The sequence below is a fragment of the Kocuria marina genome (assembly GCF_000786655.1).
Classification (GTDB): Bacteria; Actinomycetota; Actinomycetes; order Actinomycetales; family Micrococcaceae; genus Kocuria; species Kocuria marina_A.
In genome coordinates this window covers 66,377-91,414 of the sequence record NZ_JROM01000058.1, presented here as the reverse complement: position 1 = coordinate 91,414, position 25,038 = coordinate 66,377, and the positions used below count along the sequence as shown (strand labels likewise).

Genomic DNA, 25,038 nt, shown 5'->3' with positions numbered 1-25,038 from the left:
GCCGGTGACCGCGCGTCCGGATCGAACGCCCCGTTCCCCCACGGGGCTCCATACCGTTCGCCGACGCCGCAAACGTGCGGTGAGTCCCGGCACTTGGGGGGTCGGGACTCGCCGATCACGCGACCGTTCGCGACCCGCCGGGGACGACGACGCTCAGCGCGGTTCCCTGTGGAAGCCCACGCAGGCGGCTCCCAGCACCCCCATGATGATGTCCCCCAGCGTGTCCAGGGGCGGGATGTGGATGTCCGGTGTCACGAACAAGAACCCCAACAGTTCCATGACCTCCCACACCACGGCGATCACGAATCCGGCCACCGCACACCACGTGAACCGCAGCGCGGGACGATCACGTACCCGGCCCCGCACCCGGGGGTGGTGGGTCAGAACGCGATTCCACGCCATCCACACCAGGGCGTACAGCGCCACGAAGTGGATGAGGATGTCCCACCACCAGATCCTGCTGTAGAGCTGTTCGGCCGCGCTCACGGCGGCGGTGAGCATGATGAGCGAACACACGGCTCGCGCATGCGGGGTGCGGAACCACAGGAACGCGATCACCTGCCCCAGTCCCGCGAGCAGCAGGACCGCCACGTCCACCCAGCGCCCGTCCAGCGCGTAGTAGCCCGCGGCGATGATCGCGGTGAAGTACATGGCCGACGCGACCATACCGCCCACGCTGTGCGTCCGCACGGGCGTCATCGGCTGCCCCCACGACTCAGGGTGCTGGAGAGAATGCGTCGCCGAATGCGCACCCATGGTCGTTCACCGCGCCAGTTGAGGAACACGGTGGCCATGGCCATGCGCAGCTGCCGGCGGATCCGAGCGGGGGAGACCATGGCCCGCCAGGACACGATCGCGGCATTGCCCGGGTCCATGATCACGCGCTGATCGCGGCGGACGCGGAAGCTGAGGTCGAAGTCGTCGTGCACCCGTGGATCCCGGTGCACCTCGCCCCGGACCTGCTGCCACCACGCCCGGGTGAAGGCCATGTTGGACCCCCACAACGCCCAGTGGCCCAGGGCTGTACCGGCCACCAGGCGGTAGGCCGTGATGTATGCCGCTCCCAGGATGCGTCCGGCCAACCCGTACTGCGGCCCGAACCGCGCGATCCCGGACACCGCCACGGTCGTCTTCCCCCGCGGATCCCGCAGGGCCCGTGACAGCACCGCGGCGTGTCGCTCGACCCAGTCGGGGGAGGGGAGGCTGTCCGCGTCACAGCGCAGGATGAGGTCCCCGTGGGCGGCGTCGTAGCCAGCAGCCGCGGCGACGGCCACTCCGGGCACGGGCTCCCATACCCGGTGCACTTCGGGGTGGCGGTCCAGCACCCCCGGGAGATCGTCGGTAGAACCGTTGTCCACAACGACGATCTCGTCCGGGGTGCGGGTCTGCTCACGCAGGGCCCGGAGACAGCGGTCCAGATAGGAAGAGTCGTTACGAACGGGGATGACCACGCTGCAGGTCATGCGTTGCTCGGTATTCTCCCGTTCCACCCGTCCAGTCTGTCATGCCGCGGAGCGTGCCTCCCGCCGCAGCAGATCACGTTTAATCGCCTCGCCCCACGCGAACCCACCCATAGAACCGTCCGAGCGCAGCACCCGGTGGCACGGGACGAACAACGCCGCGGGATTGCGGGCACATACGGACGCAGCCGCCCGCACGGCCCGGGGGCTGCCCAGCTCCCGCGCGAACTCGGTGTAGGTCAGCGGGGACCCGGGACGGATGCGGCGCAGTGCGGCCCACCCGGCCTGCTGGCCCTCGGTGCCGTGCAGGTCCACGGGCACGGACATGACGGAGTCGAGGTCGCCATCGTAGAACGCGCGAACGGCCTCCAGCGCGGGCACGTCGCCGGATTGCGCTTCCTCCGGACGGAAGGCCGGGCGGATCCGCGCGAGCAGCTGCTCGGTCGAGCTTGTCCATCCGGAGGCCACGACGGTTCCGTCCTCCCGGGCCACTGCCGTGAAGGGGCCAGCAGGGGTGTCAATGCTCTCAACGACATATGTCATGACTGCTCACTTTCCGAGAAGGATGCGGGAGGGGTCAGCGGACCCCACAGATGGGTGGTGGCGTAACTGCGCCACGGGGCAGCGGCCCGGGCCCACTCCACGAGTGCGGGTTTGGTGTCCGGGAGGCCGAGCCGTCGGGCACCGGCGCGCATGGCGCCGTCGTCGATCAGGAAAACGTCCGGGTCCCCGGTGACCCGCATGCGCACGTGGTCCGCGGTCCACGGCCCCACCCCGGGCAGGGCGAGGAGCGCGGCGCGTTGCTGAGCGGCGTCGTCGCCGGGGGACAGCCGCAACTCACCGGAGGCGAGCGCACGGGCGGCACCCAGGACCGCCCGGACCCGCGCGGCCGGCCCGCCCAAGAACCGGGCGCCGTGCTCGGCGATGGCCTCGGCGGTCGGGAACATGTACCGGATGCCCGTGGCGAAGGAGGGCGCGGGCTCTCCCATGTCCCGCGCGCGGGCGCCCAACACGGTGCGGGCCGCGGCCAGGGAGATCTGCTGACCGATGAGCGTGCGGATCAGCGTCTCGTGCGGGTCCGCGGAACCGGCGACCCGCAGCCCCGGGGTGGCCTCGACCAGCGGACGCAGCACCGGCACCCAGGACAGCGCGGCGGTCACCGCTTCCGGATCGGCGTCCAGGTCGAAGAGCCGACGCACCCGGGCGATCAGCACGGGCAGGTCCGCGAGATCCGTGACCCGCGCGCGCAACCGCAACCGCCCCGCGCGCTCGTACACGCGCAGCCAGGCCGGGCCGCCGGGCAGGCTCAGCGCGCGGGTGTAGGAGGCGGGGGTCCCGACCTCCACGCCGTCCACCGCATGGACCGCGAACCACACGAACAGCCCGCGCACGTCCAGGGGCTCGCGATAGCTCAACGCGAGGTCCACCTCGCCCGGCTCACTCGCCGCGCCGTGTCCCGAGGGTCCGGTGCTCGTGCTGCGCGCCCGCAATTGCTGCGGGGTCATGTCGTACACCTCGCGGATCACCTCGTTGCACTGTCGGATGCTCGAGAATCCCGCGGCGAACGCGGTCTCCGCGACCGGCAGGTCCGTCTGCGTCAGTAGGGCGCGCGCCGTCTGGGCCCTGTGGGCGCGGGCGAGCGCGAGCGGTCCGGCGCCGAGTTCCTCGGTCAGCACGCGGGTGAGGTGGCGCGTGGAATATCCCACGCGCCGCGCGAGTCCCAGCACGCCCTCGCGGTCCACGACCCCCTCGGTGATGAGCCGCATGGCGCGCCCCACCACGTCCCCGCGCAGATCCCACTCCGGGGACCCCGGCACGGCCTCCGGGGCACAGCGTTTGCAGGCGCGGTACCCGGCGGCGTGGGCGGCCGCGCTCGTGCGGTAGAAGCGCACGTTCTCGCGGTGGGGCGTGCGCGCGGGGCAGCTCGGGCGGCAGTAGATCCCGGTGGTGCGCACCGCGGTCACGAACTGCCCGTCGAAGCGCCCGTCCCGGGATTCGACAGCCCGGTAGCGCTCGTCGAACGAGGAGTCTTGAGGGGGCATGCGTCCCACGGTCCCACGCCCGGGCGCCGGGCGCTAGCGGATTTCGGACACGGCGGTGGACCGAACCGGTTACTTCACGCGCTCCCACTCGGCGACCGGCCCGGGAACCGGGACGAACAACGGGTGGTGAGGAGCGGCATGGGGATCGATGCCGTCCAGTGCGGATCGCGCCCACTCTGGGTCGCGGTCGAGGACCTTGCGCAGCAGGAACTCGAACTCGTAGCGCAGCTGACCGGTGGTCACGGTGAGCGTGATGGGCTGTGTGCTCGCCTCCCGGGCCAGGCGGGTGCGGTCGAAGTTGTAGCCGCGGCGGTCGGCCTCGTCGGCGACGCCGTGCAGGTACGTGGCCACGGACAGGACCGGATCGCTCGTGGCGCGGAAGCGCTGTAGCTGGGGGTGGCGCGTGTAGCCCTTGGTCTGACCGAGCAGGACCTTCTGGGCGAGCAGGCCCTCCCGCCAGCACGCCACCAGAGCACGACGGTCCAGCAGGGACGGGTGAACTGACCACAGACGCATGGCCCCATTCAATCGCGCACCGCCCCGATAGCTCCAAGCGGACCCCAAGATTCCTCCCGTAGCATGGCGGACACACCCCTGACGACCACGTGCGGAGAACACCTTCATGTCCCTGCCTGCCATCCTGGCCGCCACATCAGCCGACGAGAGTGCTCAGCTCTCCGGTATCGCGGGGTGGGTGGTGGACGTCATGGAAGCCATCGGCGCTCCCGGCGCCGGACTGCTCGTGGCCCTGGAGAACCTGTTCCCGCCGCTGCCGTCCGAGGTGATCCTCCCGCTCGCCGGTTTCACGGCCAGCCAGGGCAATTTCAGCCTGGGCGGGGCCATCTTCTGGACCACGCTGGGGTCGGTCGTGGGCGCGATCGCGCTGTACTGGATCGGCGCCGCACTGGGACGACGCCGCCTGCGCGTGATCGTGGACAAGATGCCGCTCGTGGATCTGCATGACCTGGATCGCACCGAGGAGTGGTTCGACCGCCACGGCAAGGCCGCCGTGTTCTTCGGGAGGATGATCCCCATCTTCAGATCCCTGATCTCCGTTCCCGCGGGGATCGAGCGGATGTCGTTCGGACTGTTCGTGGTGCTCAGCGCGGCCGGGTCCCTGATCTGGAACACCATTTTCGTGCTCGCCGGGTACTTCCTGGGGGAGAACTGGCACATCGCGGAACAGTACGCCGGGGTGTTCTCACGCATCGTGGTGATCGCGGTCCTGCTGTTCCTGGTGTGGTGGGTCGTCAAGCGGATCCGGCGCAATCGTCGTTCGGCTCACGAGGGATGAATCACGGGGCACCTCGAGGGGTCGCAAACTGGGATACAGTTGTCCCCTAAGATGCCCACAATTCTAGATAATTAATGCACTAACAAGGCTTTGACCAGTACGATCGCACGTGTGGCCCGACCCCGAAAATTTGACGAGACCACTCGCAAAGCACTGATTAAGAACACCGCCGAACAGATCCTGGCCGGTGGTGTCGAGTCCGTTTCCCTCCGGCCACTGGCCGCCAAGCACGGCTGCTCCACCACCGCGATCTACACCATGTTCGGCAGCAGGGACGCCCTGATCGATGCCGTGCGGGAGGAAGCGATCGTGAGCTACCTCAGCGCGCACGAGATGGCCGTGCGCACCGGCGAACCCGTGGCGGACATGCGCGCACTCGCCCGCTCCGGCAGACGCTGGGCCCTGGAGTTCCCGGCGCTGTACAACGTGATCCTGGGCAAGGCGGGAGACTGCATCGGCGCCCGCAGGGACGGTTCCACCGGGGGATCCAGCCGCGCGGAGTTCGCGAACACGGCCATGCAACCCATGTACCGACTGGTCCGCGGGGCCATCGACAAGGGGATCTTCCATGACCTCCCCGTGGAGGTCATCGGTGCCACACTCTGGGCGGGCGTCCATGGATGGATCGCCATCGAGATGAGCCGTCCGGTCTTCCCCGACGCGGATGCCGACGCCGCGTTCGACCGTCACGTGCTCGCCCTCCTGAGAGCTTGGTGCGCGCGCACGCCCCTGGGTGAGTGATCCCGGACCCTCACCGTTCCGGGGCCGGTGGGATACTGGCCGCATGAGCACCCTCGAACCCTTCTCGTTCCGTATCGCCGACCGTCTGCGCGGGGTGAATTCCTCCCCCGTGCGCGACCTGTTGGAGGTGGTGTCCAAGGAGGGTGTGATCTCGTTCGCCGGTGGTGTCCCGGATCCCGCGTACTTCGAGGTCGATGACATCAAGGCCGCCTACGAGTGGGTATTCGCGAACCACCCCGCACGCGCGCTGCAGTACGCCTCGAGCGAGGGTGAGCTGGAACTTCGCGAGCAAGCGGCGCGTCGGGTCAGCAGGCACCTGCCCACCACTGCGGACCAGGTCCAGGTGACCACGGGCTCTCAGGAGGGGTTGTTCGTGGTGGCCCAGGCGCTCGTCAACCCGGGGGACGTGATCCTCGTGGAACGGCCCACCTACCTGGCGGCTGTACAGGCCTTCGATCTCAACGGTGCGCACATGGTGGGCGTCCCCACGGACGAGCACGGCGTGGTGCCGGAGGAACTCGAGCGGCTCATCGCCGAGCACAACCCCACCTTCGTCTACCTGATCCCGTCCTTCCAGAACCCGTCCGGGATCTGCATGCCCGTGGAACGACGCCGCGCCGTCGCGGACGTCCTACTGCGCACCGGCACCGCGCTCGTGGAGGACGACCCGTACGGCGAGCTGTGTTACACGGGCGAACCCATGGCCCCCATCGCATCCCTTCCGGGGATGTCCGCGCAGACGATCCTGCTGAACTCGGTGTCCAAGATCATCGCCCCGGGGGTGCGGATCGGGTGGATGCGCTCCGAGGGGCCCATCCAGTTCACGCTCACTGTGGCCAAGCAGGCGATCGGGCTGCAGTCGCCCGTGCCGGACCAATTGGCCGTGGCGCGGTATCTTGCAACCGCCGACGTCGAGGCGCACCTCGAGCGCGTACGTCCCGTCTACGCCGAGCGGGCGCGGGCCATGTACGCGGAACTCGAGGCCGTCCTCCCGCGGGACGCTCACATCACCCGCCCGGACGGAGGCATGTTCCTGTGGGTCCGACTGGGGCACGGGATCGACACCGCCCGATTGCTACCGTTCGCGGTGGAGGAGGGCGTGGCCTTCGTCCCGGGTGCCTCCTTCTATGCGCACGACCCGGACGAGTCCACCATGCGGTTGTCCTTCGTGACCCATGCCCCGGACGTGATCCACGAGGGCGTGCAGCGGCTGGGCCACGCGCTGGCCCGCTACGGGGAGCTGTAGACCTCGACCCCATGGAACACCGCGGCGGATCCGCACGGGCGGCGTCGCGCCGACCCTCCCATTGATCCGACCCTCCCGTTCCTGCGACCGAAAGGATCCCTCATGAGTGTGAAACCCCTTCCCGTGCCCCCGCTGGAGGAGACGCTGCAGCGGATGCTGAGCGCCGTCGAACCCCTCGTGGACGGCGCGGCGCTCGAGCGGACCCGGCGTGATGCGGAAGCGTTCCGGACCGGGGAGGGTCCGCGGTTGCAAGCGGCACTCGAGGAGTTTGCCCGTGCGGAGGACGCCGAGGGGCGCAGTTGGTTGTCCCGGGAGTGGCTGGACGGATATCTGAGCGTGCGCACACCCCTGCCGCTGACCACCAACGTGGGATTCCAGATCACGGGGGACTTTGGCGCCCCGGGGCTGGGCCGGGCGGCCGAACTCGTCTACCGGGCGGCGTGGGTGCATCTACGGCAGGTGCGCGGGGAGACCCCGCAGGAGGTGGACCCCCGCGGTAACGACGTGAGTATGTCCCAATGGGAATGTCTCACGGGCGGAGTGCGGCATCCTCGCGCGGAACGGGATGAGATCCGCAGACCGGAGCGAGCGGCGTCGTCGGGGTCGGCCGAGGCAGCGGAGGAGATCGGCGTGATCCACCGCGGCCGGCTGTACGCGCTGACGATCAGCACCCGGGACCGGCAACCGCTGCCGCTGCGCACGGTGGCCGCGGGGCTGCGCGCGGTCGTGGAGCGGGACGAACCGCGGGAGACCGAGCTGCCGTTCGGGGCGCTGTCCTACCTGGGCAGTGAGACGGCCGCGCCCCTGTTGGAGAAGTTGACTTCGAACGAGGACAACGCGGAGATCTACGACCGGATCAGCCGCATGGTGTTCCTGGTCAATGTCGTGGGGGCACGGGCCGAGGTCGTGGAGCACCTGGAGCGCTGCGCGTTCGAGGTGGGGCAAGCGTGGGCCTACAAACCGATCACATACGAGGTGTGCCTCGAGGATCCGTGGCTGGCCATGCACGTGGAACACAGCACCGTGGACGGGGCTACGATCCTGGCCGTCGCGGGAGCCATGCAGGACGTGACGATCCCGGACGAGGCCGCGCTGCCGGACGCCCCGCAACCCGCCGCGATTACGTGGGAGCTCGAGCCGCAGTTGCGTGACGAACTCGTGGCGCGGGTCGCCCAATACCGCACGGAGGCCGCGCTGCTGGGCGTGCACCGGGTGTTCGTGCCGCGGCTGCACCGCGCCGAACTCCCGTTCAGGATCAGCGACGACGCCGCTCAGCAATTCATCATGTTGCTCGCCCAGCTCGCGACGTACGGGACGGCGCGCGGTGTATATGAAGCGGTGGACATGCGTGAGTTCCAGGCGGGGCGCACCGAGTGCCTCCGCCCCGTGACCCCGCAGGCCACCGAGTTCGCCCGCGCCCTGCTCACCGGTGAGGCGACCGAGGAGCTGTTCACGGAGGCCCTGGACGCACATCGTGGCTGGGTCAAGGCCTGCAAGAACGCCCGCGGCGTGGATCGCCACCTGTTGGGACTCGCCATGATGGCCCGGAAGACGGGGGAGCTGTCCGAGTTCTTCGACTCCCCGGGGATCGCGGCCATGCGCCACGACTTCCTGTCCACCACGTCCATCGGCGGTCCGGACCCGATCGTGCGCTACGCGTTCGCGCCCACCACACCCGAGGGCTTCGGTGTCACGTACACGACCCATACGGACGGCTACGAGTTCTGCGTGAACTACCGCCGGGACTCGAGTGAGGACCTGGAGGCCTTCGCGCACAATCTGACAGTGAGCGCGGAAACGTTCTGGGGATTCGTGAAGGGGCTGGCGGGGTGACGACGCCCGCGGAGCCGCCCACCGTTCGCACCACGTGCGCCATCGTCGGCGGCGGTCCGGCCGGCCTGGTGCTGGGTCTCCTACTGGCGCGTGCGGGTGTGGCGGTCACGGTGTTGGAGAAGCACGCGGACTTCCTCCGCGACTTCCGCGGGGACACCGTGCATCCCACCACTCTGGCCCTGCTCGACGATCTCGGTCTCGTCGATCGTTTCAAGGCCATTCCGCATTCCAGGGTCACCCACGTGGACCTCCCGGACCCCGAGGGCCGCCCGGTGCGCATGGTGGACTTCACCCGGTTGCCGGTGCGCCACCCCTACATCGCCATGGTCCCACAGTGGGATCTTCTGAACCTGCTCGCGGACGCGGCCGCCGCCGAATCCACGTTCTCGCTGCGCGCGGAGCACGAGGTCACCGGGGTGACGTGGGAGAAGGGGCGGGTGAGCGGCGTCGTCGTCGAATCGCCGGAAGGTACTGGACAGGTGGCGGCTGATCTCACGATCGCGTGCGACGGCCGCTGGTCCGTGATCCGCCGCGCCGTAGGGTTTCCGGCGCGGGAACGCGCCGTGGGCTTCGACGTCTGGTGGTACCGCTTGCCCACCGATCGCCGCGTGGGGGAGTCGCTGCTGCCGCGCTCGAACCGGGGGCGGGTGGCCATCGGCATCCCGCGCGACGGCTACATCCAGGTCGCGCAGCTGGGCCCCAAGGGTGCCGACGACGCCGTGCGCGCCCGCGGTCTCGACGCCTTCCGGGCCGACGCCGCGCAGCTCTTCCCGGAGGCGGCCGCCGGGGTGACCGGGATCGGGTCCATGGCGGACGTGAAGCACCTCGACGTGCGCCTGGACCGGCTGCGCCGCTGGCACGCCCCGGGGGTCCTGTGCATCGGGGACGCCGCACACGCGATGTCGCCGGTGGGCGGCGTCGGGATCAATCTGGCGGTGCAGGACGCGGTGGCTGCGGCCCGCATTCTGGCTCCGCTGCTGCGTTCTGGCGGGGCCTCCGGGCGGGCGGAGGCGCGTGCGTTGGCGCGGATCCAGCGACGCCGCATGGTGCCCACGGTGGTCATCCAGGGCATGCAGCGAATCCTGCACGCGGCACTGATCATGCCGGCGATCCGGGGCAGGGACCTGCGGCCGCCGTCGTGGGTCGTGAAGGTCGTGCGGCGGGTCCCGTGGCTCAGTGCGTTCCCGGCGTTGGCGGTGGGCGTAGGACCGCGGCCGGAGCGGGCGCCGCGCTGGGCGCGACGCCCTTCCTGATCACCCACCCACGGCCGGGGCTTCCGGGACCTGCTCATCGGCATGGAACGAATGGATCGAGTCCAGGTCCCGGTCGAAGGCGTCCGGCGAGGCCAGGCGAGTGTTGCGTTCCCGGGCGCGAGCGCCGTCGGGCAGGTGGAGCATTTCACCCACGGTGACGGACGCGTCCACGATCTTGCGGGTACGGAAACGGCGACGCCGCTCGTACTCGGCACGCGCATGGTCCCAGTCGGTCGTACTGGAGAGTAGGTCGGATAGGACGATCGCGTCCTCGATGGACTGGTTGGCGCCCTGGCCGTGGTGGGGGACGGCGGCGTCGACCTCCCGCAGGACAGCGGTCTGTTCGTAGATCCGGACGTCCAACCCCTTGCGCTGCAGATCGATGGCAAGGGTCAGACCGCCGATTCCCGCGCCGATGATGGCGATGCGCTGGGATATGTGAGCTCCTCCCGGGGTGACTGATCTTGAAACTACCCGGGGAAGGGGGTGCGCTGGTCCGGGGCGGGTGAGGTTACGGAGGGGGGGTAGGGGAATGTCCTCTGCGTTCCTCGATCATCGGTGCTGGGGGCGCGAGGACGAAATCGTATATTTATTCCCGATTCATCCTCTTCGCTCGCGTGTATGCGGGAAAATTTAAGGAAATCGCCGATTCACCTGGGTGATGCAGTACGCGCCGGTGTTCCGGCGGGCCCCGGCCAGGAGAATCAAGCTCTCGGACTCGCCTCCGATTATTCCCGAATATAAAGAGAGCACACTGTTGCCCGCGAGAGGCGGCGACGTCATAATGGGGGGCACGTTAGGCCAGTTAAGACCATATTTCCAAGGGTGCGAAATCAATGCGCCCCCTTATCGAATATCCATGCTGTTATTCCCGGCCCGCCACGAGCCAGCAGACCAACGACGACAACGGCAACGCCGGCCTGTGGGGTCTGGCCGGTCTCCTGGGTCTGGCCGGTCTGCTGAAGAAGAACAAGACCGTCCACAACGATCGCCACGTCGACCACACCACGGATCGTCGCCGCGACACCGGGACCAGCACCGTGCGCGACACCGGGACCACCAACGTGGACGGCACCACCCACCCGGGTCGCTGAGACCTCGTTCCATAGGTTCTAGATCCAGGACCTGATGACTGGGGCCCACTCATTCGTGAGTGGGCCCCAGTCCTGTATCCGCAACATCAACTGCAGTGGAACGCGCGCTGTCATGTCGTGGTGTTCACGACCGCGCCCTGAACGCCGCCAACACCCCGCCCACCGTGAACACCACGGTCGCGGCGAGCATCAACAGCAGGGGCGCCGTCCACGCCCCGGTCGCGGTGTTCAAACCTCCGGCCAGGGGTGGCCCGATCGTGGCCGCGAGGTAGCCGATACCCTGCACCCGCGCGGACATCCGCGCCGCCTCGGCGGAGGAGCGGGCTACGCGGGCGACGATCGAGAAGATCGCCGTGAAACCGCCGCCCTGGGCCGCCCCGCCGATGAGCGACCACGCGATGAACCACCCCGGCGCGAGCATCAGGCCGATGGGTAGCGTGATCCACAGCGCTCCGATCAATGCCACCGGAACCCACGCGGGCGCCCGTGCGGCCAGGAGGGGCACGCCGAACGCCCCGATGACGGCGGCCACCTGGAACAGCGACGCCGAGGCCCCGGAACTCGCCAAGCTCAACCCCCGCGTGTCCGCGAGCAGCGTGGGTAGCCACGCCGTCACCGAGTAGTAGGCCATGGCCTGCCCGCAGAACGCCAGCGCGAGCAGCCAGCCGATGCTCCGCACACGCCCCGTCGCGTGAGCGGTGTCGGGTTCCGCTGGCGGCAGCATCTCCGCGGGGGCCTCTGAAGTTTCGGGGGCCGACGGCGCGTGGGGGTTGGGGGCCGCGCCGCGGCCGGGGGCGTCGGGGGACGACGGCGTGTGGGCGGCTGGGGCGGCGTCGTCGCCGGGGCTGCCGGAGCGGCGTCGTGAAAGCAGGAGCCAGTAGCCGATGCCGGCGAGCGCCAGGACGCCCCAGGCCGTGAGGGCCCAGCGCCACCCCAGGGCGGCGGCGAGCGGCGCGGTGCCGAGCGCGGTGATCATGGACCCCACGTTGAGGGCCGCGGAGTAGGCGGCGGTGACCACGGAGACCTGGCGCCAGGGGACGTCGCGGCGGATGATGACCGGGATCACGATGTTGCCGATCGTAATCGACGCCCCGATGGCCACGGTGCCCACCAACAGCAGGGGCGTGGAGCCGAGGGAACGGATGATGGTGCCCACTAGGACACCGATGAGGCAGAGCAGGACGGCGGCCTCGGGGCCCGCGCGTCGGATGACCGCGGAGGCCGCCGGGGTGACCACGGCGAAGAGGAACACCGGGAGTCCCGTGAGCAGCCCCGCCGCGACCGAAGAAAGGCCGATGTCCGCCTGGATGTTCGTGATCACGGGCGTGGGCGCGATGATGGGCCCGCGCAGGCTCAGCGCCACGAGGATGATCCCGGCCACCACCCACGGCAGCCGTGCTCGGATGAAGTGATGCGTGCTCGTGGGGACTTTTCGGTCGATGTGCGTCCCCAGCATCAATATCAGATGGCGCAGCGGCTCGGGGAACGGAACCGTTCCCCGAGCCGCACGGGGTTGCCGGAGGGGGCTCACCCCCTCCGTGAACCCCTCACCCCTCCCGCTGCGCGAGAATGTCGTCGAGCGTCTCGCGCACGGCTTGGCGTGCTGCCACGCGGGAGCTGGCGGCGCGTTGCTGCTCGTGGTTGTCCGCGTCCTCGACGCGCTGCATCTCCTCCTGCTCCCGTTCCTTGGCCTTGTCGCGTGCGGATTCCAGGGCATCCCAGATGCTGTTTTCACTCATGCGTTCATTCGACCACTTGCCACGGGACGCGACAACCGTCTCGCGGCAGCGAATTTCGGACGGACCCCTTCCAGTCTTGAACCCGCCGGAAAGCTCCGGTGTAGGACCCTGGTCACATAAATAATCGCGGCCACTGTTCCGGGTGCTCGTATGAGCGGGTCCCGGGGCAACGGCACCACTTCCCTGATCCAGAGGTTGTCACGTCCAGCACGACCGAAGGTCCCACGGACCATACCGCGGAGCATCCCGCGGCCCGAGAACACGACCCCCGCAAGGCCTGCAAAGCGCTGATCGGCGCCTACGTGGGCACGTCCCTCGAGTGGTACGACTTCTTCCTGTTCGGCGCCACCGCGTCCATCGTCTTCGCGCCCTTGTTCTTCGGCGGTGAGGACCCCGCGCTGGCCGTCCTGCGGATCGTGCAGGGCATGGCGGTCGGCGGCGAATGGGGCGGCGCCACCCTGCTGGCCGTGGAGAACGCCCCTGAGCACAAGCGCGGTTTCTCCAGCGCGGTGGTGCAGCTGGGTTCGCCCACCGGCACCATCCTGTCCTCCATGATCGTGGCCGCCGTGGTGGCCCTCTCGGGCGAGCGGTTCCTCGAGGGCGCGTGGCGTATCCCGTACCTGATCTCCATCGTCCTGGTCGCCGTGGGCGTGTGGATCCGGCTCAAGATCGACGAGACGGACGTCTGCAAGCAGGCCGAGGCCGCTCGGTCGGCGACGCCGCACGAGAAGCAGAGCGCGCCCGCCGGCGACATCCTGCGCGCCGCTCCCGGTCGGCTGATCGTGGGTATCGGCACCTACCTGTTCGGTAACGCCGGCTTCTTCGTGCTGACCACGTTCATGATCAGCTACGTGACCAAGCAGCTCGGTCTGCCCTCCACCGTGATCCTCACGGCCATCGCATGGGGTGCCGTGGCGCAGATCGTGGTGATGTTCATCGCGGGCAAAGTCGCGGACAAGACCTCCCCGTCCATCGTGGTGGCCGTCGGCTACGCGATCGCCGCGCTCGTCGCTTTCCCCATCTTCTGGCTCGTGGACACCCGGGACACCGCCCTGATCACCGTGGCCATGATCCTGGGACTCGGCTTCGCCTCCATTCCGTACGCCCCCGTGGGCACCGTTTTGACCCAGTTGTTCCCGGTCAAGGTCCGCTAGTCGGCCATCGCGCGCACCCCGGAGGGTGCACCCGTTGTGGATGCGGGCGGGCGTTACCTCATGCCGGGGCTCATCGAGTCCCACGGGCATCCCGGAATGTATGCCTGCCTGGCCATGAAGGCGGACTGCAGGCCGTCCGTGACACCGCGAGCGAGCGACGTCGTCAAAGCGATCCGCGAGGCCGCACAGGAAGCTGAGGCGGAGGAGTGGGTGAGTGGGTGGCGATCCACGGGATCGGGGACCGCGCCGTGAGGCAAGTCTTGGACCTCATCGCGGCGTCCTCGACTGCGTTCGTGTAGGAGCTCGGGAATTCGTACATCAATAATTTGGGCCAGGAGCGCATGAACCGCGCCTATCCCATGCGCACCTTCCTGGACCGGGGGATCACGGCGCCCAGCAATTCGGACTTCCCCGTGACCACCGCCAATCCGTGGTTCGGGACCTACGCGTGCGTGACCCGCACGTCCGTCTCGGGTTGGGTCGCGGACACCGTCCAGAACATCACCGTGGCCGAGGCGCTCGACGCCTACACCGCGGAAGCGGCCAAGACGTCGTTCGGGGAGGACCGCCCGGGGCACATTGCCGAGGGGTTCCTGGGCGACCTGGTGCTGCTGGACCGCAACCCCCTCGACGTTCCCGAGTCCGAGCTCAAGGACATCGTCTCGGAGTTCACGGTGTGCGACGGTCGCATCGTGCACCGGGGGCGGGTGTAGCGCCGTTCCGGTCTGTCATGCGGTGACGGCGCGGCGTTCCAGTGCCCGGCCCGTCACTTCACCGTACCTTTGGGCTGCGGCGGGGTGGTGCCCTGCCCCGTGAAGTAGGCGATCACGCGCCCGTCGGCCTCCAGGACGACGTCGCAGATCTGATTCCTGCCGAAGCTCACCCGGCGCGTGGCGATCGCGGTGATCACCTGGCCGCTGTGCGCGGGAGCCGTGAACGTGATCTCGGCGTTGCGCGTGAGGATGGGGGAGCCGGCGGTCGCGCAGCAGTACGCGAGCGTGGTGTCCGCCAGGGTGAACAGGTATCCGCCGTGGCAGACACCGTGGCCGTTGGCCATGAAGTCGGACACGGTCATGGACATGGTCACTCGGCCCTGTTCGATCTCACCGAGGTCCATGCCCAGGTGCAGGGGTGCGGGATCGTTGCGCAGGATCTCGTGCAGGAGTTCACGGATGGCGGTCATGTCGGCGGGGTCTGCGTACACGGTCACCCTTCGGTGCGGGGCCTGGCCGGGCCTGGAGGACCACTCCCGGGTACGGGGTGGGGCGATACGAGAACACTCTAGAGTGCGGCCACCACTGGGCGGGCGCGTCCGATTTCTGACAGGCTGGCAACGGCTCCCGCGTCCCGTCGGTGCCGTCCAATGACCAGGAAGGGGTGGCACGTGAGCCGTGTCCAGGAAGTCAAGGTTCAACGGCCCTTCCGCGCCGTCGAATCGGCCATCGGGAGCCAGGACTTGCCGGAGGTGGCGCGCTTGCTCGCGGAGCTCACGGTGGGGGAGGTCGTGGACCTGTTGGAGCGGCTGGGAGTGCGCCAGCGCGCCGTCGCCTACCGGATGCTGGCCAAGGACCGCGCGGTGACCGTGTTCGAACGTCTCGACGCGCCGCTGCAGCGCGAACTCGTGACGGGTCTGCGGGACGAGGAGGTCGCGGGCGTCGTCGAGTCCCTGGACACCGACGACCGCGTGAGTCTGCTGGACGAACTGCCTGCGGCCCTGGCCACCCGGCTGTTGAAGGGATTACCGCTCTCCGAGCGCGAGCTCACCGCGGCGGTGCTCGGCTACCCGGAGAACTCGATCGGGCGGCGGATGAACCCCTCGTACGTCACGACCCACCCCGACCTGACGTGCGCCGAGAGTCTGGAAAGGGTGCGCGGGGAATTGGAACGCACCCGCAATGTGTACACGGTCATGGTCACGGATCCGCAGCGGCGGCTCCTGGGAGTGACCAGCCTGCAGCGACTCATGGCAGCCCCTCCGGATACCCTTGTCTCACAGGTCATGGAGGAGGCGGACCGGGTGTCCGCGACGGAACCCCGGGAGCGGGCGGCGCGCCAGTGCGCGGCCCTGCGGGTGCTCAGCCTGCCCGTCGTGGACGACGAGGACCGCCTGGTGGGCGTGCTCACCGTGGACGACGCCCTGAACATTCTCGAGGACGCCTAGTCCGAGGACCAGGCGCGGCTCAGCGGTTCCGAGCCGTTACGCAGGCCGTACCTGTCCACCCCCGTGTTCCGGCTCGTGCGCTCGCGCGTGGTGTGGTTGTTGGTGCTCGCGGTCAGCGCCGTGCTCACCGTACGGGTGTTGGAGACGTTCGAGTCCACCCTGGAACAGCTCGTGGTGCTGTCCGTGTTCATCCCGCTGCTCACGGGCACCGGCGGCAACACGGGTAACCAGGCGGCGACATCCCTGACCCGCGCGCTCGCCCTGGGGGACGTGCACACCCGGGACGTCGTCAAGGTCATGCTGCGCGAGATGCGCGTGGGACTGTGTCTGGGGCTGTTGTTGGGCGGACTGGGATTCGTGATCGTGGGGTTGATCTACGGGTGGGACATCTGCGCGGTGATCGGGCTGACATTGCTGGCCCTGTGTACGTTGGCCGCCACCGTGGGGGGATGTATGCCATTGATCGCACGCGCCATCGGGGCGGACCCGGCCGTGTTCTCCAACCCGTTCATCTCCACGTTCGTGGATGCAGCCGGGCTCGTGGTCTACTTCCTGATCGCCCGGGCGATGCTGGGGCTGGCCTAGAGCGGGAGCACCCCCAGGCCGGAGCCATTCACCCCGGTGCCCGGAGCGCCCTGCAACGCCGCAGTGGTCAAGCCCTCCGAGTACACCCCGCTGTCCGTGCTGGGCTTGATCCACGTGCTCAACCAGGTGCTCCCGGCGGACGTCCTGCACGTGGTGCCCGGCGGCGGCGAGGTGGACAAGGCGCTGTCCGAACACGACGGTGTGGACAAGATCATGTTCACCGGCTCCACCAAGACCGGCCAGGCGATCATGCGCTCGGCCGCGGACGGGCTCGCACGACTGACCCTTGAGCTCGGGGGCAACGATGCCGGTGTGGTGCTGCCGGACGTGGACCTGCAGGCCATTGCCGGGGACCTGTTCTGGGGTGCGTTCATCAACACGGGCCAGACGTGTGCCGCGCTCACGCGCCTCTACGTCCACGAGGACGTTTACGACTCCGTGTGCGAGGCGCTCGTCGGGGTGGCGCAGCAGATGCCCATGGGCAATGGCCGTGAGGAACAGAACGTCCTGGGTCCGCTGCAGAACAAGCTGCAGTACGACATCGTGGCCGGCCTGGTGGAGGACGCCAAGCAGGGCGGCGGGCGGGTCCTGATCGGCGGGGACCCCGGACCGGATCAGCCCGGGTACTTCTACCTCACGACCCTCGTGGCGGACCTGCCGGACGACAACCCGTTGGTGGGCCAGGAGCAGAAGGGCTGCGGCAACTCCTCCGGCGACCCTTCTGAAAGCCTTCCTCGGGAATGGTGTGCGGGGGAAGGATGTTGTGGGTACTGACTAAGTACCAACAGCTTTCGACGAAGGGAAACATATGCCCACCCTGTTCGACCCGATCACCGTAGGAAAGTTCGAGCTCGCGAATCGTGTGGCCATGGCGCCGCTGACCCGGATGCGTTCCGACGCGGACGGCGTACCCAAGGACATGAACGTCGAGTATTACTCGCAGCGGGCGTCCGCGGGCCTCGTGGTCACGGAGGGGACGTTCCCGGCCGTGACGAGCCGCGGGTTCTGGGGTCAGGCCGGCATCGAGACCGCCGAGCAGGCCCAGGGCTGGTCCCGGGTGGCGGACGCCGTACACGAGAAGGGCGGCGTGATCTTCCTGCAGATCATGAACGCCGGGCGGGTCTCCCACCCCGAACTCACCGGCGGCCCCCTGCCCGAGGCCCCCAGCGCGATCGGTGTGGACCAGGCGGTGCACGTGCCCAGCGGCAAGCAGCCCATGCCCACGCCCCGTGCCCTGGAGACCGACGAGCTGCCCCGCATCAAGCAGGAGTTCGTCGCCGCGGCCCGCCGCGCGGTGGACGCCGGGATCGACGGCGTGGAGATCCACGGCGCCAACGGCTACATCCTCCACGAGTTCCTCGCCCCGTCCTCCAACCACCGCACCGACGAGTACGGCGGCTCCCCGCAGAACCGGGCACGGTTCGTGATCGAGGTGGCGCGCGCCGTCGCCGAGGAGATCGGCGGGCAGCGCGTGGGGCTGCGGATCTCGCCCGAGCACAACGTCCAGGGCGCGATCGAGGACGACCACGACGACGTCGTGGCCACCTATGACGCGTTGCTCACCGGTCTGCGCGGACTCGACCTCGCGTACCTGTCCGTGCTGCACAAGGACGTGGACGGGGAGTTCGTGCGGGACCTGCGCCGTGGCTTCGAGGGTGTGTTCTACCTCAACAGCGGCTTCGGCGTGGTCACGGAACTCGAGGAGGCGGAGCACATCATGAGCGCCGATCTCGCGGACGGAGTGGTGGTGGGCCGCGAGCTCATTGCCAACCCGGACCTGGTGGAGCGCTGGCGTGACGGGCTGGAGCTGAACACCCCGGACTCCACGACCTTTTACGTGGGCGGACCCAAGGGGTACGTGGACTACCCGTTCGCGAATGTGGCGGCCCGGTAGGCACGGGTTCCTTCAGGAGGGTGGCAGCCGTCTGGACGGACGGCTGCCACCCTCCTGCGTTTCTTGGGTCGTGACTGGCGCCTCAGCCCGGGGACCCTCTGATCCCACTGCTTTAACTGAGTAGATGTCGATTCGCGGGGGTGATGTTGCTTTTGCTCCACTTCGCATTCCCCCCGCGGACGGCATTCGCGACAGGCCCGGCGCGGGTCACGCGTCGAGCAGCATCCGCGCGCCCTTCTCCCCGATCATGGCGGTGGGAGCGTTGGTGTTGCCGTTCGTCACGAAGGGCATGATCGAGGCGTCGATCACCCGAACACCCTCCACGCCGCGCACGATGAGGGTGGTGGGATCCACCACCGCCATCTCGTCCGTGCCCATCTTGCAGGTGCCGACCTGGTGGTGATAGGTCGTGACCGCTCGATCCATGTAGGCGTCCTCGGCCGCCTCGTCCGACGCGTCCGGACCCGGGTAGATCTCCCGCGCACCCCATTGCTCGGCCAGGGGAGCGGACCGGACCATCTCCCGGCCCTGCCGCAGGGACACCCGCAGCGCCTCGCGGTCCCGCGGGTCGGAGAAGATGTTGGGGTCGTAACGAGCGGGATCCGTGCTGCTGGGACCCGTCAGGGTGATCCTCCCGCGTGAGTACGGGCGCACGAGCCCGGTGTGAAGCGTGAACGCATTGCCCGGCCCGCTCATCCAGTCGTCGTACATGGGCACGCAGAAGTGGATGGGCTGGGTGTCCGGGCGGTCCTGTTCTGGGGAGGAGCGCCAGAACAGGTGGGTCTGCGTGACGGACTGTTCCGTTTCCGGGTGGTCGATGGTGCGCGCCGTGGCCTCGGCGATCACCGGGACCAACAGGTGGTCGTGCAGGTTCTCACCCACGCCCGGCAGGTCCACGACCGGTTCGATCCCCACGTCCCGCAGGTGCCCGGCGGGCCCGATCCCGGAGCGCATCAGGATCTTGGGACTGTCCAGCGCACCGGCGCACAGGATCACCTCGTCCGCCTCGATGACCTCGCCGTCGGACGACCCCGGAGCCGTCGCGGTGTCCGTGTCCACTCCGTCCACGTCGGTGTTCTCGCCCGCGTGCAGCTGCACCCCCGTGACGCGGGTCCCGTCCATGACCAGGCGTTCCACCACGGCGCCGGTGCGCACCGTGATCGCGCCCTTCTCCACCCAGGGTTTGGCGTACGCCATGTAGGTGGTGACCCGTTTCCCGTCGCGCACGGTCAGCTGTTCCTGCGCGACACCCTCCTGGGTCCCCGCGTTGTAGTCGGGGTTGAACGGCACGCCCACGGCTTCGGCCGCCTCGGTGATCGCGTCGAAGATCGGGCTGCGGTCGTAGCCTCCCACCACCGGGACGGGGCCTGCGGTACCGCGGGGCGCGGCGTCGTCGTCCTGCGCGAGGCCGTCGTAGGCCTCGAGCGCCTCGAAGACGGGGGCGACGTCGCTCCACGCCCATCCCTCGCACCCCGCCGCTGCCCAGTCGTCGTAGTCGAGCGGGTTGCCGCGCACCCAGATGGTGGCATTGAGGGCGTGCGATCCTCCCAGCACACGCCCGCGCGGCCAGTGGATGACGCGACCGGAGGCGTGGTTCTGGGGGACGGTGAAGTAGTCCCAGTCCTCGGGACCGTGCCACAGCTCGCCCATGCGTGGCAGGGCGGCGATCGCGGGGTTGGTGTCCTGGCCGCCCGCCTCGATGAGGGTGACGCGGTGGCCCGCTTCGGCCGTGCGACCGGCCACGATGGACCCGGCCGTTCCCGCGCCCACGACGACGATGTGGCGGGCGGAGTGCGTGCGTTCGGTCGTGTTCATGGCACCACTATCCACCCCGTGTGTGACCTGCGTTTCGTCCTTCAGTGCGGAGCATTTGTCCGTGCGTGCGCCGCCGTGTGCAGGCCGGGGCCACGCTGGGGCCACGCTGGGGCGGATATTCACCGCATTGCGTCCGCGTGACTCCCACATTGCCCGGCCGCGCATTCGGATCCCCTGCTTTAACTGAGTAAATGTCGATTCGCGGGGTTGATGTTGCTTTTGCTCCACTTCGCATTACCTGGCTGCGTCAACTGGAAACAATGTCTGACCCTTGACCGGCAGTAACGGGCGTTCGGGCTCTACGGATTGCGCTGCAATCACCCGCGGTGCCACGTCGCGGCCGTGACCGACGTGATTGGTGTAAGACCCGCGCGTTCGAGGATGGGTCGGGAATACTCCGTGCAGTCGACCTGGATGAAGCGCTTGCCTCGATCCTGGGCTGATCTGGCGCGCTGGGCCACGAGGGTGCGGTAGAGACCGCGGCCCCGGTGGTCCCCTTCGCAGGCGCCACCCCACAGCCCCGCGAATTCGGTGCCGTCGATGAAATCGATGCGGCCCGAACACACCACGCGACCCTCGTCGTCACGGACGGCCCACATCTCGAAGGATTCCGGGGCGCTGTGCCACCGCTCGATCAGTTCATTCTCTTGCTGACGGATGAGTTCCGGTGGGTCCTGGAACACCCGGCCGGCGAGGTTCTCCGCCTGCCTGATGGCTCCTTCCGTCACCGCTTGTTCCACGGAGTAGTGCGGTGGCACGCCCGGGTCCGCGGCGATCGCGGCGTCGACATCTCCTGCCAGGACCGTCTCGGAACCGTCGACGGTGAAACCGTGATGTCGGAGCCGGTCCAGCAGGTGTGGCAGGGGGTCATGATCGCGGGTCTTCCACTTGATGCTGTCCACACGTGGGTCCGCCGAGTAGCGGGCCACAACCGTCTCGATGAGGTGGTCCAGCTCCGGACCGTCCATCGAGAAGGGTGGATACGTCACGAAGGCGCGCCTGCGCGCGGGGAAGGTCGCGGCGAGCAACGGACCGATCGTGGTCACCTCGGGGGCGTCCGCCATTTCGGCTGTTCCGCGTAATTGGGAGTCGTACATGGCCAAGAGATGGTCCGGGGACATGCGAGGGAGCCTGTCACCCCTGACCGTCCGGATCAACCACTCGTGCCCGTGGGTCATGAGGGATCAATCGTCGGGGGTGGCGTCAGAGGTGAGTCTTGCCCTGAGGCTCATGACCGGACCCCACGACATCACAGCGGCGATACGGGCCGTCATGTAGACGATTCATCCCCACAGCTCGCCGGGGATGAAGGCGCAGAAAGCGAAGACGAGCGCGATGATTCCCAGGACCGGTATGTGGAGGCACGCAACCCCGACCATCCAGCGCGGGGCGTCGGTCCTGAACAACGGGCGGTTCTTGCGCCGGTACCACCACCAGATCGCCAGCCAGAAGAGGCAATACACGAGGGTGGCCAGGGGAATGAAGACCTCGGACACCGTCGCCGTGTCGGTGACGTGTGTGGCGTCCCAGAAGTCCTGTCGGGGCATCGGCATGAGGCATTGTGACACGGGTTCGCTCCACGGGGGTGCGCCGATGGACGGGGGCCCGGCGTGGTGACCATCATCCGTCACTCAACGGGCGGCAGACAGCCCGACGATGCCGGGAGCCATCCGGCCCCCGGGTAGCATCGAGGTGTCGTCAGGGGATTATCCGCGCGTGTGGTCGGGTGCGCGGCGTCGGTCGTACCCAGGAGAATCCGTGAGCACTCGCCCACCCGCCGTCCCCGAACCCGCCCGGGACTCACCGTCCCTCTCAGCTGCGGGCGGATGGCCCTTCCTCATCACCGCGCTGGTGGGCAGGCTCCCCGCCGCCACGGTGCAATTGGGTCTGTTGCTGTATGTGAGCGGGGCCGGTCTGGGCCTGGGGCTCGCGGGGATGACCGTGGCCGCCGCGGGACTCGGTTCCGCCGTGGGCGCGCCCGTGATCGGGCGGTTGGTGGATCGCTTCGGACCCCTGCCCGTGGTGCTCGCGGCCACCGCGGTGCAACTGCTCGGGATGGGATTGTTGCTCGCCGTGGTCCTTCACGACGCGCCCCGGTCACTGATCCTGGTGTGCGCCGCGGTGGTCGGCGCCGCGAACCCCCAGGTGGGAGCCATCGCGAGGGCCCGGTGGTCCGCCCTGGCCATGCGCCGGGACACCCCCGGCCTGGTGGGCAAGGCTCTGGGGTACGAGACCGCGTGCGACGAGATCAGCTTCATCCTGGGGCCCGTGATCGCCGGGATCCTGGTGGGTGTGCTCGGCCCGAATCCGGCGCTCTTGGTGCTCATGGCGTGGGTCGTGGTGGGTCAGGGGTGCTTCATCGCCTACCTGGTGAGTCGCCGCGGCATGAGGGTGGACGCGCAGACGCCCAGCCCCACCGACGGCACCGCCCCACGGATCCGCCTGAAGGCCGTCCTCCCGCCCATGCTCGCGTGCCTGTGCGTGGGCACGGTCTTCGGCTCCACGCAGACCGCACTCACCGCGATCAACGCGGCCCGAGGGACCGATGCCTACACGGGCATCATCTACGGCTTCATGGGGGTGGGCAGCGCCGTGGCGAGCGTGCTGGTGTCCCGGTTCCCGGAGCGCGTGCCGCTCGCATGGCGCGTGGCCGGCGGAGCACTTCTCGTGGTGCTGGTGTCCGTCCTGCTGCTGCCGGTCCCCGGCTCGGTGGGTCTGGCGCTGCTGTTCACGGTGATCGGCCTGGGCGTCGGCTCCATCCTGGTCAGCGCCTACACGCGCGGTGAGCGTGTGGCCCCGTCCCACCGGATCGCGAGCGTCATGACCATGCTCACGACCTGCCTGGTCCTGGGGGTCTCCTTCGGCTCGGCACTGGGCGGGGTCCTGTCGGTCGTGCCGCGGCACGGGTTCCTGCTCACCCTCGGGGCCGGGGTGGCCGCCCTGCTGGTCTCGGTCGCCATCCACGCGACCCGCCCGCCCGGACGCCGCCGGGACGTCTGAGGACGGGGCCGCGCGGCGTCGTCGTCCCCGTGCTCGGACGACGACGCTGCGCAGCCTCCGCGACCCGCCGCACCTGACGGCGGGCAGACGGAAGGCGCGACCGGGGAGCTCCCGACCGCGCCTTCCACGGAATGGCAGTGCGATGACCAGAGCCCGGAATCAGCGGCCCGCGGCGTTGCGCTTGTCCAGTGCCACGACCTCGAGAGCCTCCGTGCGGCTGGTGTGCAGGTCGTCGATGTTGCGCAGCGAACGGGACTTGGTCTCCTTGGCCGTGAGTGCGGCGATCACCGAGATCAGACCGGCGGCGCAGACCACGAGCGCCACGTTGAGCCAGGCGTCGCCCTCGGCGCCGGCCACGGCGGTGGCCAGGAAGGGGGTCACGCCGCCGGAGATCGCGAAGCCGATCTGCGTGCCCAGCGCGAGCCCGGAGACGCGCACCCGGGTGGGGAACATCTCGGCGTAGAAGGACGGCCAGATGCCGTTGGCCATGGAGTAGAACACGCCGGAGAGCACCGCACCCAGGAGGAAGATCAGGACCCAGTTACCGGAGGACACCGCGCCCAGATAGGGGAACATGAGCAGCGAGGAACCGATCACACCCATCACGAAGATGGGCTTGCGGCCCACCCGGTCCGCGAGCAGCGCCCACGCAGGGATGGTGAACAGGGCCACGAAGTTGGCGAGCACGGACACCCACAGCATGGTGGAGCGTTCCAGGCCCACGACCGAGGTCGCGAAGGACAGGGACCACACCAGGAACACCACGTTGACGGTGTTGATCAGCGCGGCGGCGGCGATCCGGATCACGGCGGCCTTGTGGTACTTGAGCATCAGGGCCAGCGGGGTCGCGGGCTTCTCGCCGGGGGTCTCGGCCTGGGCGTCCTCGAAGGCGGGCGGCTCCTCCAGGTGGCGGCGGATCAGGTAGGCGACCAGGACCACCACGGCGGAGATCCAGAACGGGACGCGCCAGCCCCAGCTGAACAGCTGCTCCTCGCTCAGCAGCAGGGTGAACGGGATGAACACGGCGGTGGCCAGCAGGGTGCCGAACTGCGTCCCCTGCAGGGTCCACGAGGTGGTGAACGCACGGTGGCGGTCGTCGGCGTGCTCCAGGGACACCGAGATGGCACTGGCCTGCTCACCCGAGGCGGACAGGCCCTGGATCACGCGGCACAGCACGAGCAGGGCGGGTGCCAACAGGCCCACCTGGTCGTACGTGGGCAGGCACCCGACCAGGAACGTGGCGCCACCCATCATGAAAAGGGTCAGCATCAGGACGAACTTGCGTCCCATCCGGTCACCGAGCGGGCCCATGATGAGCGCCCCCAGCGGCCGCACCACGTAGGCCACGCCCACGGTGCCCATGGCCAACAGGATGGCCACACCCGGGGACGCGTCCTTGGGGAAGAACAAGTGGTTGAGCACGAGCGCCGCCGCGGTGCCGTACACCGCGAAGTCGTAGTACTCGAGCGCGGAGCCGATCCAGCTGGCCAGCGCCGCCTTCTTGGGGGTCTTGACGTTCTCGGGGCGTGCGTCGGTCAGTTGTCCCGACGACGCCGACGCCGCCGGGGCCGGCGGGTGGATCGGCTGATCCGGTCCTGGGGTCGTGCTCATGAGCGGGTCCTTCCGTGGGGCGTCATCGCGTGAGCGATTGCCAAATAATGAAAATCACTTCCGAATACTTGAAACCAAGAATGGTGTGGGTCACACTGTTCGTCAAGTGGTCGAGA

General features: G+C 68.8%; 26 protein-coding genes and 1 pseudogene. 14 read left to right on the top strand and 13 right to left on the bottom strand.

Annotation, left to right across the window (positions count from 1 at the left end):
• Positions 1-153: 153 nt before the first annotated feature.
• The 5 genes from AS25_RS12960 to AS25_RS12940 all read right to left on the bottom strand — a co-directional run bounded on the left by AS25_RS12960 (position 154) and on the right by AS25_RS12940 (position 4,018).
• Positions 154-690: a hypothetical protein gene (locus AS25_RS12960; protein WP_253270591.1), complete on the bottom strand. Its 537-nt coding sequence runs from the start codon at positions 688-690 to the stop codon at positions 154-156.
• Between the two features lie 5 nt (positions 691-695).
• Positions 696-1,490, bottom strand: coding sequence for a glycosyltransferase family 2 protein (locus tag AS25_RS12955; RefSeq protein WP_253270590.1), 795 nt, complete (start codon positions 1,488-1,490; stop codon positions 696-698).
• 12 nt (positions 1,491-1,502) lie between these two features.
• Positions 1,503-2,003 carry a methylated-DNA--[protein]-cysteine S-methyltransferase gene (locus AS25_RS12950; protein WP_035965662.1) on the bottom strand — a complete coding sequence of 167 codons (501 nt, stop codon included), beginning with the start codon at positions 2,001-2,003 and terminating at the stop codon, positions 1,503-1,505.
• Positions 2,000-3,502 carry a DNA-3-methyladenine glycosylase 2 family protein gene (locus AS25_RS12945; protein ID WP_035965660.1) on the bottom strand — a complete coding sequence of 501 codons (1,503 nt, stop codon included), beginning with the start codon at positions 3,500-3,502 and terminating at the stop codon, positions 2,000-2,002. The genes AS25_RS12950 and AS25_RS12945 overlap by 4 nt, the downstream gene beginning before the upstream one ends.
• A gap of 69 nt (positions 3,503-3,571) precedes the next feature.
• Positions 3,572-4,018, bottom strand: coding sequence for a pyrimidine dimer DNA glycosylase/endonuclease V (locus tag AS25_RS12940; protein WP_035965658.1), 447 nt, complete (start codon positions 4,016-4,018; stop codon positions 3,572-3,574).
• A gap of 106 nt (positions 4,019-4,124) precedes the next feature.
• Here AS25_RS12940 and AS25_RS12935 point away from each other — a divergent pair, with 106 nt between their 5' ends.
• The 5 genes from AS25_RS12935 (at position 4,125) to AS25_RS12915 (ending at position 9,869) form a co-directional block, all read left to right on the top strand.
• Entirely contained in the window at positions 4,125-4,796 is a 672-nt protein-coding gene (locus AS25_RS12935; protein ID WP_035965656.1) for a DedA family protein, read from the top strand.
• Positions 4,797-4,907: 111 nt separating this feature from the next.
• Positions 4,908-5,537, top strand: coding sequence for a TetR/AcrR family transcriptional regulator (locus AS25_RS13955; protein WP_052160999.1), 630 nt, complete (start codon positions 4,908-4,910; stop codon positions 5,535-5,537).
• A gap of 43 nt (positions 5,538-5,580) precedes the next feature.
• Positions 5,581-6,783 (top strand): aminotransferase-like domain-containing protein, encoded by a 1,203-nt coding sequence (locus AS25_RS12925; RefSeq protein WP_035965655.1) that lies wholly within the window; start codon positions 5,581-5,583, stop codon positions 6,781-6,783.
• A gap of 102 nt (positions 6,784-6,885) precedes the next feature.
• A complete protein-coding gene (locus AS25_RS12920; protein WP_035965654.1) occupies positions 6,886-8,616 on the top strand; it encodes a choline/carnitine O-acyltransferase in 1,731 nt (576 codons plus the stop codon).
• On the top strand, positions 8,613-9,869 hold the full coding sequence (locus AS25_RS12915) for an FAD-dependent oxidoreductase (RefSeq protein WP_035965653.1): 1,257 nt from the start codon (positions 8,613-8,615) through the stop codon (positions 9,867-9,869). Before AS25_RS12920 ends, AS25_RS12915 begins: the two co-directional genes overlap by 4 nt.
• Here the strand turns inward: AS25_RS12915 and AS25_RS15110 are convergent, their stop codons facing one another.
• Positions 9,870-10,286 (bottom strand): NAD(P)-binding protein, encoded by a 417-nt coding sequence (locus AS25_RS15110; protein WP_301280195.1) that lies wholly within the window; start codon positions 10,284-10,286, stop codon positions 9,870-9,872.
• Between the two features lie 419 nt (positions 10,287-10,705).
• On the opposite strand from AS25_RS15110, the gene AS25_RS12905 reads away from it, so the two are divergent.
• Positions 10,706-10,963, top strand: coding sequence for a hypothetical protein (locus AS25_RS12905; RefSeq protein ID WP_035965651.1), 258 nt, complete (start codon positions 10,706-10,708; stop codon positions 10,961-10,963).
• Between the two features lie 124 nt (positions 10,964-11,087).
• Here AS25_RS12905 and AS25_RS12900 read toward each other — a convergent pair whose 3' ends face one another.
• Together AS25_RS12900 and AS25_RS12895 are read right to left on the bottom strand one after the other, a co-directional pair.
• Positions 11,088-12,419, bottom strand: a complete 1,332-nt coding sequence (locus tag AS25_RS12900; protein ID WP_084118224.1) for an MFS transporter — start codon at positions 12,417-12,419, stop codon at positions 11,088-11,090.
• A 91-nt stretch (positions 12,420-12,510) separates the two neighbouring features.
• Positions 12,511-12,702: a hypothetical protein gene (locus AS25_RS12895; RefSeq protein ID WP_035965649.1), complete on the bottom strand. Its 192-nt coding sequence runs from the start codon at positions 12,700-12,702 to the stop codon at positions 12,511-12,513.
• Between the two features lie 302 nt (positions 12,703-13,004).
• Here AS25_RS12895 and AS25_RS12890 point away from each other — a divergent pair, with 302 nt between their 5' ends.
• The 3 genes from AS25_RS12890 to AS25_RS15375 all read left to right on the top strand — a co-directional run bounded on the left by AS25_RS12890 (position 13,005) and on the right by AS25_RS15375 (position 14,569).
• Positions 13,005-13,856 carry an MFS transporter gene (locus AS25_RS12890; RefSeq protein ID WP_052160998.1) on the top strand — a complete coding sequence of 284 codons (852 nt, stop codon included), beginning with the start codon at positions 13,005-13,007 and terminating at the stop codon, positions 13,854-13,856.
• 60 nt (positions 13,857-13,916) lie between these two features.
• Positions 13,917-14,108 carry a hypothetical protein gene (locus tag AS25_RS15380; RefSeq protein ID WP_253270589.1) on the top strand — a complete coding sequence of 64 codons (192 nt, stop codon included), beginning with the start codon at positions 13,917-13,919 and terminating at the stop codon, positions 14,106-14,108.
• A gap of 89 nt (positions 14,109-14,197) precedes the next feature.
• Complete coding sequence (locus AS25_RS15375; RefSeq protein ID WP_035965647.1) at positions 14,198-14,569, top strand: amidohydrolase family protein; 372 nt, start codon at positions 14,198-14,200, stop codon at positions 14,567-14,569.
• A gap of 53 nt (positions 14,570-14,622) precedes the next feature.
• Here AS25_RS15375 and AS25_RS12880 read toward each other — a convergent pair whose 3' ends face one another.
• Entirely contained in the window at positions 14,623-15,039 is a 417-nt protein-coding gene (locus AS25_RS12880) for a PaaI family thioesterase (RefSeq protein WP_231885612.1), read from the bottom strand.
• Positions 15,040-15,240: 201 nt separating this feature from the next.
• On the opposite strand from AS25_RS12880, the gene AS25_RS15370 reads away from it, so the two are divergent.
• From AS25_RS15370 to AS25_RS12865, 4 genes and pseudogenes are all read left to right on the top strand, one after another.
• Positions 15,241-16,017: a magnesium transporter MgtE N-terminal domain-containing protein gene (locus tag AS25_RS15370; RefSeq protein WP_253270588.1), complete on the top strand. Its 777-nt coding sequence runs from the start codon at positions 15,241-15,243 to the stop codon at positions 16,015-16,017.
• 63 nt (positions 16,018-16,080) lie between these two features.
• Complete coding sequence (locus AS25_RS15365; protein WP_253270587.1) at positions 16,081-16,602, top strand: magnesium transporter; 522 nt, start codon at positions 16,081-16,083, stop codon at positions 16,600-16,602.
• Positions 16,603-16,656: 54 nt separating this feature from the next.
• Positions 16,657-17,298, top strand: a pseudogene (locus AS25_RS12870) (aldehyde dehydrogenase family protein); the annotation flags it as partial.
• A gap of 112 nt (positions 17,299-17,410) precedes the next feature.
• On the top strand, positions 17,411-18,496 hold the full coding sequence (locus AS25_RS12865) for an alkene reductase (RefSeq protein WP_035965645.1): 1,086 nt from the start codon (positions 17,411-17,413) through the stop codon (positions 18,494-18,496).
• A gap of 207 nt (positions 18,497-18,703) precedes the next feature.
• On the opposite strand, the gene AS25_RS12860 is transcribed toward AS25_RS12865, so the two are convergent.
• From AS25_RS12860 to AS25_RS12850, 3 genes are all read right to left on the bottom strand, one after another.
• A complete protein-coding gene (locus tag AS25_RS12860) occupies positions 18,704-20,311 on the bottom strand; it encodes a GMC family oxidoreductase (RefSeq protein WP_052160997.1) in 1,608 nt (535 codons plus the stop codon).
• A 317-nt stretch (positions 20,312-20,628) separates the two neighbouring features.
• Positions 20,629-21,432 (bottom strand): GNAT family N-acetyltransferase, encoded by an 804-nt coding sequence (locus AS25_RS12855; protein ID WP_035965750.1) that lies wholly within the window; start codon positions 21,430-21,432, stop codon positions 20,629-20,631.
• Between the two features lie 162 nt (positions 21,433-21,594).
• Positions 21,595-21,858, bottom strand: coding sequence for a hypothetical protein (locus AS25_RS12850; RefSeq protein WP_172644456.1), 264 nt, complete (start codon positions 21,856-21,858; stop codon positions 21,595-21,597).
• Between the two features lie 211 nt (positions 21,859-22,069).
• Between AS25_RS12850 and AS25_RS12845 the strand changes: the two genes are divergently transcribed.
• Positions 22,070-23,311 carry an MFS transporter gene (locus AS25_RS12845; protein WP_035965640.1) on the top strand — a complete coding sequence of 414 codons (1,242 nt, stop codon included), beginning with the start codon at positions 22,070-22,072 and terminating at the stop codon, positions 23,309-23,311.
• 159 nt (positions 23,312-23,470) lie between these two features.
• Here AS25_RS12845 and AS25_RS12840 read toward each other — a convergent pair whose 3' ends face one another.
• Positions 23,471-24,922: an MFS transporter gene (locus tag AS25_RS12840; protein ID WP_084118221.1), complete on the bottom strand. Its 1,452-nt coding sequence runs from the start codon at positions 24,920-24,922 to the stop codon at positions 23,471-23,473.
• Positions 24,923-25,038: the final 116 nt, after the last annotated feature.